The organism is Pseudomonas sp. LB-090624, from assembly GCF_003205205.1.
Classification (GTDB): domain Bacteria; phylum Pseudomonadota; class Gammaproteobacteria; order Pseudomonadales; family Pseudomonadaceae; genus Aquipseudomonas.
In genome coordinates this window covers 35,451-45,903 of the sequence record NZ_QJRL01000035.1, presented here as the reverse complement: position 1 = coordinate 45,903, position 10,453 = coordinate 35,451, and the positions used below count along the sequence as shown (strand labels likewise).

Sequence of the window (10,453 nt, the reverse complement as noted above, 5' to 3'; positions counted from 1 at the left end):
CCCGCAAACAGGCCAAAGCAAGGGCCAGGGCCACCTGCGCATCATCGCTGGCGAGTGGCGCAGCCGCCGCCTGGCGGTGCCTGAAGGCGAAGGCCTGCGGCCAACGCCCGACCGCGTGCGCGAAACCGTCTTCAACTGGCTGGCCCCCTACATCGAGGGCGCCCGGGTGCTGGACGCCTTCACCGGCAGCGGTGCCCTGGTGCTCGAAGCCCTGTCCCGCGGGGCGGAAGATGCGGTGGCGCTGGACAGCAACCCGGCGGCCATCGCCAACCTCAAGAACAACCTCGAGATCCTGCGCTGCCCGCGCGGGCAGATCTTGCAGACCGATGCCTTGCGCTACCTGCAAGGCCCGGCCAAGCAGCAGTTCGACGTGGTGTTCCTCGACCCTCCGTTCAACCAGGATCTGCTGGCCAACACGTGCAACCTGCTAGAGCAACACCAGTGGCTGAGTGAACAGGCGTGGGTCTACACCGAAAGCGAGGCAGCGCCGTCGAGCTTGCAGCTGCCAGGCAACTGGCGCCTGCACCGTGAAAAAAAGACTGGCCAGGTGCACTACGCACTTTGGCAGCGGGCCTGACCACGTAACCCGGGGCTGGTGTATTTAGTTACCGCCAACCGGCCTGGGGCATGGCTGAAGCTTCTCCTTCGATTCTTGCAGGAGCGCGTCAACCATGCCCCGAAACCCTTCCCCGCCTGCGCCCACCAGCGCAGTAAGCGCTTTTACACTGGCCAATGGCTTGCGTGTGTACCTTCGTGAAGACAGGCGCGCGCCGCTGGTCAGTGCGCAACTGTGGTATCACGTCGGCTCCAGCAATGAGCCTGAAGGCCACACCGGCCTTTCTCACGCACTGGAGCATCTGCTGTTCGAAGGCAGCAGCAAGTTGGCCGGCGGCCAGTACTCCGCGCTAATGGCCCGCCTGGGTGGCAATCCGAATGCATTCACTGCCCAAGAAGCCACAATCTTCCCGCTTACTTTGCCCAGCAATCGCCTGGAAATTGCGTTGGAAGCCATGGCCGACGTGATGGCAAGCGCTACCCTCGACAGCGCACCCTTCGCTCGCGAACTGGCGGTGGTCATGGCCGAGCGACGTGAAAATATCGATAACACCCCTCTCGCGCTGGCCCTGGAGCATCACCAGCTACTGGCCTATGGCAACAGCGGCTACGGCACGCCAGTGATCGGTCACAAAGCGGACCTTGGCCACATGACGCTGGCTGCAGCACGTACCTGGTACCAAAGCTGGTATCACCCTAACAACGCCACGCTTGCGGTAGCCGGCGACATTGCCTTGCCACAGCTGCAAACTCTGGTAACCCGGCACTTTTCAGCGATCCCCGCCAATCGCCTGCCGCTGCGACAAACCCACAAAGCCCCGCCCGGTCTTGTACGGCGCTACCAGACCCTGCGCTTGCAAGGCCTCTACACGGGCGTGATCCTCAGTTTCAACCTCCCCAGCCAATGTACCGCCGAGTCTGATGAGCAAGCTTATGCACTGAGGCTGCTACCCGACATCCTGGCCGACGGTCAAGCCAGCACCTTGCAACGCAGGTTGGTGTTGGAGGAACCGCTACTGCGGGGGATCCGGTCAGATTATGAGCCCTGGCAACGGGGCGACAGCCTGCTGACCCTCTACGCCTTCTGCAGCCCACAGGTTACGCCAGAAGCAGCAGCCGAAAGGCTGATGCTGGAAATCAATGCGTTCCGCCACTCAGCCCCCTCCAAGGAAGGCCTTCAACGCGCCAAAGCGCGGCTGCTGGCCAGGCGAATGTTCGAAATGGACGATATCGGCAAACAGGCAGAAACCATCGGCAAGCAGGCCAGCTGCGGCCTGGACCCCGTGACGCTGGACGATGAACGGCAGGCCATCAACGCCGTGACAGCCGAACACGTTGGCCAGGCTGCCCTGGACTTCCTCACCGAAGACCGAGCCGCTATTACTTTCATGCACACCAAGGAGAGCGCTGATGAGTGACACTATTGCGCAGCCCCAGCAGACGGCCGATGGCGATGATATTTTTGGCGGCCTGATCTCTGCCCAGGGGCTGGACCTGAACCAGCTCACCCCCCATCAGACACATGTGCAAGCCTGGACAACAGCAACAGGCGCAGGTGTGAAGTTCGTCGAAGCACGTGGGTTACCTATCGTCGATGTGGTATTGCGGTTCAAGGCCGGCACAAGCCAAGACACCCTGCAATCCGGCCTGGCAGCCCTGACGCTGTATATGCTCGACGAGGGCAGCCAGCTTTACACCGCCGCCCAGCAAGCCGAGCGCATGGAGCGGCTGGGCGCGATCATGGACAAACAGGTCCGCCTGGAGCACGCGACATTGAGCCTGCGCAGCCTGAGCAGCAAAGCCCTGCTTGATCCTGCCTTGGCGCTTTTCATCGATCTTGCCGCACGCCCTGCCTTTCCAGCCCTTGCATTGGAGACGGTGAAGCGCCAGCTGTTGCAGTCCAATGCATCACGAGAACGGCGCCCCGACATCAGGGCCCGGAGCGAAGTTTTCCGCCATTTGTTCAAGGGGCACCCCTACGGCAACCCGTGGGGCAGCACAGCCGAGGGTATGGCAACTGTCACCCCTGAGGACTTGCGGGCATTCCACCAGCGTGCTTATTCCGCCAGTAACCTGGAAATGGTGTTGGTCGGGGACCTCTCGCTTGCTGATGCACAAGACATTGCCCAGCAAATAAGCCAGGCCCTGCCCCAGGGCTGGTCCGCCGTTGAGCTGCCTGCCGTGCCGGCAGCAGCCAGTGCAACTGTGAACATCGAGCAGGAGGGTGCCAGCAGTGCATTGGTGTTGGCAGTACCCATGAACGTACCCGCCAATGACCCGGAGTATCCAGCGCTGGTGTTGGCTAGCGAGGTATTGGGGGCAGACCTCGAGTCCCGCCTGATGGTGGAAATGCGCCAACGCCGTGGGCTGACCTACGGTATCTACAGTCGAGTGTCGCCCATGAGTGCCGGTGGCCTGTTGACCATCTCGTGGGAAATCGCCCCTGCGTACGTGCAAGGCTCGCAGGCTTTGGTAGAGGAGCTGCTGCGCGACTTCATCGACCAAGGCCCGACCCAGGCCGAGCTGGACCTGGCGCGCAATCGTCTGGCCGGGCAACAGCTACGCGGGATAGCGCAAAACAAGAGCCTGGCAGCGTTGCTCGCGCAGATCACCCATCAAAACCAGCCCGCGGACCATTTGAACACCTACATCGAGCGCATCGGCAGGCTGACCCCAGCGGACCTTCGCGCTGTCATGCAGCGCCGGCTCGACCTGGACCAGAAGGTGCTGGTCAGTGTCGGCCCTCAAGCCGAGCAGCAAGCGTTGCCGGCCGTCTACCAATAGCGCAGGTACTGTGGCGCTGTTTCATGGCACTCTAGGCAGGCACAACATGAGTCGCCCAGCATGCCCACTACCAGCGCCACGTTCCACCCAGCCTTCGGCCTGTCCAACCCCCATCTGCAAACGCTGTGGGGGCCATTGTGGCGCAAGCTGCCGGACCTGCCACGTAGCCGCGAACGCTTGTGGCTGGCCGACGGTGACTTCATCGACCTGGACTGGCACGGCCCGCACCAGCCGCATGTGCCATTGGTGCTGGTGCTGCACGGGCTGACCGGTTCGTCCCATTCGCCGTACGTCAAAGGCCTGCAGCAAAGTTTGCACGCACGCGGCTGGGCCAGTGTGGCAGCGAACTGGCGCGGCTGCTCGGGCGAGCCCAATCTCCTGCCCCGCAGCTACCATTCCGGCGCCAGCGAGGACCTGGCCGAAATTGTCAGCCACCTGCGCGCCCAGCGCCCACTGGCGCCGCTGTATGCGGTGGGTTACTCGCTGGGGGGCAACGTTCTGTTGAAATACCTGGGCGAGAGCGGGGTCGCCAGCCAGCTGGAGGCGGCGGTCGCAGTATCGGTGCCGTTTCGCCTGGACCACTGTGCCGACCGCATTGGCCAAGGTTTCTCCAAGGTTTACCAAGCGCACTTCATGCGCGAAATGCTGGCGTATGTACAGCTCAAGCAGCAGCACTTTCACGCCAACGGCCAACATGACCGGCTGGCGACGCTGCAGCGCTTGGGGCCACTGACCAAGTTGCGCACATTCTGGGACTTCGACGGCAGGGTTACCGCCCCCCTGAACGGGTTTCGCGACGTGCACGACTACTATCGTCGCTCATCGAGCCATTTCTTCCTGGGCCAGAACCGCACGCCGACGCTGATCATCCATTCCAGCGATGACCCGTTCGTGTCCTGCCACAGCTTGCCCACAGCCCGTGAACTGGCATCGCAAACCCGCTTCGAACTGCATAGCCGTGGCGGGCATGTGGGCTTTGTGGACGGCAGCCTGCGCAATCCGGGGTATTACCTGGAGCGCCGGATTCCGCAGTGGCTGGTCGAAGGTACCTAGCCCGAGCGGGATCTATTCGCCCGTAGCCACGCCGTGCGCGGGATTGTTGATCCACTCACTCCACGACCCGGCATACAGCTTGCCTAGCGGGTAGCCCGCCAGCGCCAAGGCAAACAGGTTATGGCAAGCCGTCACCCCGGATCCGCAGTAAGACACCAACTGTTCCGGCGCCCGCCCGGCAAGCATTTCGGCAAAGCGCTGCCTGAGCTGGTCCGCCGGCAAGAAGCGCCCATCAGCGCCCAGGTTGTCGGTAAACGCTGCGCATCGGGCACCTGGAATATGCCCTGCCACCGGGTCGATCGGTTCTACTTCACCGCGAAAACGCGGCAAGGCACGTGCATCGATCAACGTCAGGTCAGCACTGCCCAGGCGCTTGCCCAGATGCTCGGCATCGATCAGCAGCCTGGCGTCAGGCTCACCGCTGAAGGTGCCTTCGCGTCTGGGCGGTGGGTCCAGGCTCAGCGGCAGATGCGCCGCGTGCCAGGCCTTGAGGCCGCCATCGAGAATCGCCACGCCGCTGCGCTTGCCCAGCCAGGCCAGCAGCCACCAGGCGCGGGCGGCAAAGGCGCCAGGGCCATCGTCGTACAGCACCACCTCGCTGTCGTTGTCCAGGCCCCACTCACGCAGGCGCGCAACCAGCCGCTGCGCATCGGGCAACGGGTGGCGCCCGGTGCGGCCCTTGCTCACCGGCCCACTGAGGTCACGGTCCAGGTCGGCAAAATGCGCGCCCGCAATATGCCCCTGGGCATAACTGCGTTGGCCATAGTCCACATCCTCGAGGGCAAAGCGGCAGTCGAGGATCACCAACTTGGGCGAGTCCAGGCGCTCGGCCAACTGCTGCGGGGTGATCAATTGCGCAAGCGGCATGACAATCTCCTGATCGATGGCACAAAGGCCCCGGGCTAGAGCTCCAGGGCCTGATTGAACGGAACGTGAAATTCCTGGCACAGCGCGTCCACGGCATTGCGTGCGTTATCGGTGACAAAGCCGAGTTCCAGCACCAGCACCTGATAGACGCCGCGCTTGAAGGCTTCTTCACCCAGGTGCGCGGAATGTTCACGCGTGGTGCTGAGAAAACGTACCCATGAGGTCAGCACGATCCAGGCATTGATGGTCAGCGATTCGATCTGCGCCGGCGCCATGACCAGGATGCCAGCCTCGACGAAGCCACGGTAGATCGCCTGGCCCCGGTGCAGGCAGCGCTCGGAAAAGCGCCGGTAACGGCCGGCCAGCTCTGCGTCGCTATCCAGCAGGTGCTCAAGGTCACGGTGCAGGAAACGGTAGTTCCACATCGCCGCGAGCAGGGCCTTGAGGTAGAAGCGCTTGTCCTCCACCGTGGCTGCGCGTCCTTGTGGCGGGCGCAGGAAGCTGTCCACCAGCGCTTCGTACTGGCTGAACAACACGGCGATGATCGCCTGCTTGTTGGGGAAGTGGTAATACAGGTTGCCGGGCGAGATTTCCATGTGCGCGGCAATGTGATTGGTACTGACACTACGTTCGCCCTGCTGATTGAACAGTTCCAGGCTGTTCTGCACGATGCGCTCTCGAGTCTTCATGCGCGGGGCCATGCTCAGCTCCCAGTCTGCGGGCTTTCGACAAAGGGTCATCTTACGGCGATTCACGCCGCTGATGCACCGTTGCCTTGCATGAAAATAGTCGCACTATGGTACCAATCAAAGTATAGGCTCCAGAGACCTCAAGCCCAGCCGGGAGACCGCCGTGAACTCGACCATTGCCTCGCCTCCTGTGCATTCCGACAGCGAACTCGAAGCCTCGTTCGCCGCCCAGCGCCAGGCGTTTGCCGGCAACCCCATGCCCCCTGCAGCCCAGCGCCGGCAGTGGCTTGAAAGCCTGCGCGAGGCTCTGCTGGCAGACCAGCAGCAACTGATCGCGGCCATTGATGCAGACTTCAGCGGGCGCAGCGCCGATGAGACTTTGCTGGCCGAGTTGCTGCCGTCAGTGCAAGGCATCCGCCATGCCGAACGCCACGTGCAGCGCTGGATGCGCCCGGCCAGACGGACCGTGGGCATGGCGTTCCAGCCGGCCAGCGCACGGGTCCTGTACCAGCCATTGGGCGTGGTCGGCATCATCGTGCCGTGGAACTACCCGCTGTTCCTCGCCATCGGCCCGTTGACCGGCGCACTGGCCGCCGGCAACCGGGTGATGCTCAAGCTCAGCGAGGCGACCCCCGCCAGTGGGCTGGCCCTGAAGTCACTGCTGCAGCGGGTATTCCCCGAAGACCTGGTCAGCGTCGTGCTTGGCGAGGTCGAGGCTGGCCAGGCGTTCGCCCGCCTGCCCTTCGACCACCTGCTGTTCACTGGTGCCACCAGCATCGGCCGTCAGGTCATGCTGGCAGCCGCACAAAACCTGACCCCGGTGACCCTGGAACTGGGCGGCAAGTCCCCGGCCATCGTCTCGGCCAGCGTGCCGCTGGGTGCCGCCGCTGAGCGCATCGCCTTCGGCAAGACGCTCAACGCCGGCCAGACCTGCGTCGCACCCGACTACGTACTGGTGCCACGCGAGCGCCTGAACGGCTTCGCCGATGCCTATCGCAATGCCGTGCAGCGCATGTACCCACACATCGCCGACAACCCCGACTATAGCGCCATCATCAACCCTCGGCAGCTCAAGCGCCTGGAGCATATGCTGGAGGACGCCCGCAGCAAGGGCGCGCAAGTGATCGACCTGTACACCCACGAAGCACGCCAAGGCCGGCGACTGCCACCGCACCTGCTGACAAAGGTGAACGACAGCATGCGGGTGATGCAGGATGAAATCTTCGGCCCGTTGCTGCCGCTGGTGCCTTACGACACTCTCGATGACGCGCTGGCGTACATCAACCAGCGCCCAAGGCCGTTGGCGCTGTACTACTTCGGCTACGACCGCAGCGAACAGCAACATGTCCTGCAATACAGCCATTCCGGCGGCGTATGCCTGAACGACACCTTGCTGCACGTGGCCCAGGACGACCTGCCATTCGGTGGCATCGGGCCTTCCGGCATGGGGCACTACCACGGCCATGAAGGCTTCCTGACCTTCAGCAAGGCCAAGGCGGTACTGGCCAAGCAACGCATCAACGCCGCCCGGTTGATCTACCCGCCTTATGGCAAAGCCCTGCAGCGCCTGGTCTACAGGTTGTTCATCCGTTAAGAGCAAAGCGCTGGTCGCCCGCCAGCACACAGCGCATGACAACGAATACGCCCACTGTCTATAGTGCCATCAGCCGGCCGCACGACTTGGCCGGGGCGCCGTCGCTGCGCTACCATCCGACTCCCCAACGCACTCCAGCCAGGATGACGCGATGAACCGAGTGTTGTACCCGGGTACTTTCGACCCCATTACCAAAGGCCATGGCGACCTGGTCGAGCGCGCTTCGCGCCTGTTCGACCACGTGATTATCGCGGTGGCTGCCAGCCCCAAGAAAAACCCACTGTTCCCGCTGGAACAACGGGTAGCGCTGGCCCGTGAGGTCACCAAGCACCTGCCCAATGTCGAAGTCATCGGCTTCTCTTCGCTGTTGGCGCATTTCGCCAAGGAACAGGGCGCCAATGTGTTTCTGCGCGGCCTGCGTGCGGTGTCCGACTTCGAGTACGAGTTCCAGCTGGCGAACATGAACCGGCAGCTCGCTCCTGATGTCGAGAGCCTGTTCCTCACGCCGTCGGAGCGTTATTCGTTCATTTCCTCGACCTTGGTCCGGGAAATAGCCGCATTGGGTGGTGATATCAGCAAGTTCGTCCACCCGGTGGTGGCCGAGGCGCTGACCGAACGCTTCAAGAAGTAATCTTTAGCGCCTGATCATCGCGCCCACGTGCACTGCGGGCGCGAATGCGGCACAATTGTGCCCATTGCGTTGAATATGCCCGGGCAACGCGCCCCGGCCGGAGTCCCCATGTCCCTGATCATCACCGACGATTGCATCAACTGCGACGTCTGCGAACCCGAGTGCCCGAACGAGGCTATCTCCCAAGGCGAAGAGATCTACGTGATCGACCCTAACCTGTGCACCCAGTGCGTGGGTCACTACGATGAGCCGCAGTGCCAGCAGGTCTGCCCGGTCGACTGCATCCCGCTGGATGAAGCGCACCCAGAGACCGAAGAACAGCTGATGGCCAAGTACCGCCGGATCACTGGCAAGGGCTGATCACCTGCCCTTCTCCGCACGGCTCCCATAGAACAAAACATGACTTATTGATTTGGCAGGGACTCTGTGGGAGCGGTGTTTTCTGCGTGACAGCACATTTACTGCAATAGGCTTGCAGCGAACGGTTCATCGTTGGCAACGCGGGCAGTACACGCTCGCCCGCTGCCCCAGCTTCACTTCGCGCAACGTCGTGCCGCATACCTTGCACGGCTGTCCACCGCGCCCGTAGGCGAACAATTCCTGCTTGAAGTACCCCGGCTGCCCGTCGCCACCGATGAAGTCGCGCAGGGTGGTCCCGCCCTGCTCGATCGCCGCCGCAAGCACCCGCTTGATCTCGATCGCCAGCTTCAGGTAACGCGCCCGGGAAATCCCGCCCGCCTCGCGCCGTGGGTCGATACCCGCGGCGAACAGCGCCTCGGTGGCGTAGATGTTGCCTACCCCCACCACCACCGCGTTATCCATGATGAACGGCTTGACCGCCATCGACCGCCCACGCGACAGCTGGAACAACCGCTCACCGTCGAACAGATCGGTCAGCGGCTCTGGCCCCAGGCGCAACAGCAACTCGTGGTTCAGTGGGTCCAGGCTCCAAAGCATGGCACCAAAGCGGCGCGGGTCGGTGTAGCGCAACATCAGTCCCGACTCCAGCTCGATATCCACATGCTCATGCTTGGCCGCCGGTAAGCCCAGCTCGACCACGCGCAGGTTGCCCGACATGCCCAAGTGGCTGATCAACGTACCGACCTCCGCATTGATCAGCAGGTACTTGGCGCGCCGCTCGACACTCACAATACGTTGCCCCGAAAGACGCACATCGAGGTCTTCGGGGACCGGCCAGCGCAGGCGCCGGTCGCGCACTACCACACGGCTGACGCGCTGGCCTTCCAGGTGCGGCGCAATACCGCGCCGGGTGGTTTCTACTTCAGGTAATTCCGGCATGTGTCAGTGCCCGCCCAGCTCGCGAATGTTCTGCTTGAGGTTTTCGAAATCGTATTCCGACAAACCAATGTAATCGAGCACCAACGGGCCGACCACGTTCCATTCGTGGTCCACCACCTGGTTGCCCAGCACCCGGTAGGAGGCGCAGATGTGCTCGGCCATCTTCAGCACCGCCAACAGGTTCTTCAGCTGATTCTGGGTATTGCGGCAGCTCTCGTCGCGGAACACCGCCAGGGCATTGTGGTGGTTGGCGATGGCCGCACTGAGGTGCTCGGGCAAGCGCCAGGACTTGGCGGTGAAATAGCCGACCACCGAATGGTTGGTGTTGAACGCGCGGTTTTCGGTGTCGACCACCCGCGTTTCCCCGTCGGCCTTGGCGTAGGCCTCTTCCAGCACATCCATGTAGTTGGGGAAGCGCTTGAGCATCAGCGGCACGCCACAGTCATGGAACAGGCCCAGGGTATAGGCCTCGTCCGCGGCCTGGATGCCGGTGCGCTTGGCCAGGGTCAGGCAGGTCATCGCCACGTCCTGAGCGGTATCCCAGAAGCGGTTGAGGGTGACGATGGTCTCGTCGCTCATCTCGCCCTTGATCGACTGGGCGTTGATCAGGTTGATGATCGACCGGCTACCCAGCAGGTTTACCGCGCGCTGGATCGAGCCAATCTTGTTGGACAGGCCGAATTGCGGCGAGTTGACCAGCTTGAGCAAGGCGCCCGAGAGGCCCGGGTCCTGGGAAATCAGCTTGGCGATGGTTTCCAGGTCCGGGTCAGGCATGTACTGCTCGAACTGCAGGTCGACCATGATCTGCGGTTGCGGCGGGATGGTGATGCCTTGCAAGGCTTGCTGGATCTGTTCGGCGCTGAGTTCTTGGGACATACGTGCATACTCGGTTAGGACCGGCGATTTTACCCCCCTGGGGCTCGCCTTGACAGGCACTACACCTCTGAAGGCGAAGACCAGGCAGACACGCTATAATCCCGC

The 10,453-nt window shown here is 62.8% G+C and carries 11 protein-coding genes; 7 read left to right on the top strand and 4 right to left on the bottom strand.

All coding sequences use genetic code 11. From position 1 onward, the window contains the following. The 4 genes from rsmD to DMX11_RS22845 all read left to right on the top strand — a co-directional run. On the top strand, nucleotides 1-577 hold a 577-nt coding region (gene rsmD, locus DMX11_RS22860; RefSeq protein WP_110747160.1), incomplete at its 5' end, for a 16S rRNA (guanine(966)-N(2))-methyltransferase RsmD. Nucleotides 578-671: 94 nt separating this feature from the next. After that, entirely contained in the window at nucleotides 672-1,973 is a 1,302-nt protein-coding gene (locus tag DMX11_RS22855; protein ID WP_110747158.1) for a pitrilysin family protein, read from the top strand. After that, complete coding sequence (locus DMX11_RS22850; protein WP_110747156.1) at nucleotides 1,966-3,339, top strand: pitrilysin family protein; 1,374 nt, start codon at nucleotides 1,966-1,968, stop codon at nucleotides 3,337-3,339. The genes DMX11_RS22855 and DMX11_RS22850 overlap by 8 nt, the downstream gene beginning before the upstream one ends. Before the next feature lie 60 nt (nucleotides 3,340-3,399). Continuing rightward, the gene (locus DMX11_RS22845; protein ID WP_110747154.1) at nucleotides 3,400-4,392 is read left to right on the top strand and encodes a hydrolase; all 993 of its coding nucleotides are present in this window, start codon (nucleotides 3,400-3,402) and stop codon (nucleotides 4,390-4,392) included. Between the two features lie 12 nt (nucleotides 4,393-4,404). On the opposite strand, the gene DMX11_RS22840 is transcribed toward DMX11_RS22845, so the two are convergent. Together DMX11_RS22840 and DMX11_RS22835 are read right to left on the bottom strand one after the other, a co-directional pair. Further along, nucleotides 4,405-5,259 carry a sulfurtransferase gene (locus DMX11_RS22840; RefSeq protein WP_110747152.1) on the bottom strand — a complete coding sequence of 285 codons (855 nt, stop codon included), beginning with the start codon at nucleotides 5,257-5,259 and terminating at the stop codon, nucleotides 4,405-4,407. Nucleotides 5,260-5,294: 35 nt separating this feature from the next. After that, nucleotides 5,295-5,960, bottom strand: a complete 666-nt coding sequence (locus DMX11_RS22835; RefSeq protein ID WP_110747150.1) for a TetR/AcrR family transcriptional regulator — start codon at nucleotides 5,958-5,960, stop codon at nucleotides 5,295-5,297. A gap of 151 nt (nucleotides 5,961-6,111) precedes the next feature. Between DMX11_RS22835 and DMX11_RS22830 the strand changes: the two genes are divergently transcribed. The 3 genes from DMX11_RS22830 to DMX11_RS22820 all read left to right on the top strand — a co-directional run bounded on the left by DMX11_RS22830 (nucleotide 6,112) and on the right by DMX11_RS22820 (nucleotide 8,533). Further along, nucleotides 6,112-7,542: a coniferyl aldehyde dehydrogenase gene (locus DMX11_RS22830; protein ID WP_110747147.1), complete on the top strand. Its 1,431-nt coding sequence runs from the start codon at nucleotides 6,112-6,114 to the stop codon at nucleotides 7,540-7,542. A gap of 151 nt (nucleotides 7,543-7,693) precedes the next feature. Further along, nucleotides 7,694-8,173 (top strand): pantetheine-phosphate adenylyltransferase, encoded by a 480-nt coding sequence (coaD, locus tag DMX11_RS22825; protein WP_016489662.1) that lies wholly within the window; start codon nucleotides 7,694-7,696, stop codon nucleotides 8,171-8,173. A gap of 108 nt (nucleotides 8,174-8,281) precedes the next feature. After that, complete coding sequence (locus DMX11_RS22820; protein ID WP_003249063.1) at nucleotides 8,282-8,533, top strand: YfhL family 4Fe-4S dicluster ferredoxin; 252 nt, start codon at nucleotides 8,282-8,284, stop codon at nucleotides 8,531-8,533. A gap of 126 nt (nucleotides 8,534-8,659) precedes the next feature. On the opposite strand, the gene mutM is transcribed toward DMX11_RS22820, so the two are convergent. Further along, entirely contained in the window at nucleotides 8,660-9,472 is an 813-nt protein-coding gene (mutM, locus tag DMX11_RS22815) for a bifunctional DNA-formamidopyrimidine glycosylase/DNA-(apurinic or apyrimidinic site) lyase (RefSeq protein ID WP_110747145.1), read from the bottom strand. A 3-nt stretch (nucleotides 9,473-9,475) separates the two neighbouring features. Beyond that, nucleotides 9,476-10,294: an HDOD domain-containing protein gene (locus DMX11_RS22810; protein ID WP_177410781.1), complete on the bottom strand. Its 819-nt coding sequence runs from the start codon at nucleotides 10,292-10,294 to the stop codon at nucleotides 9,476-9,478. Nucleotides 10,295-10,453 lie beyond the last annotated feature (159 nt).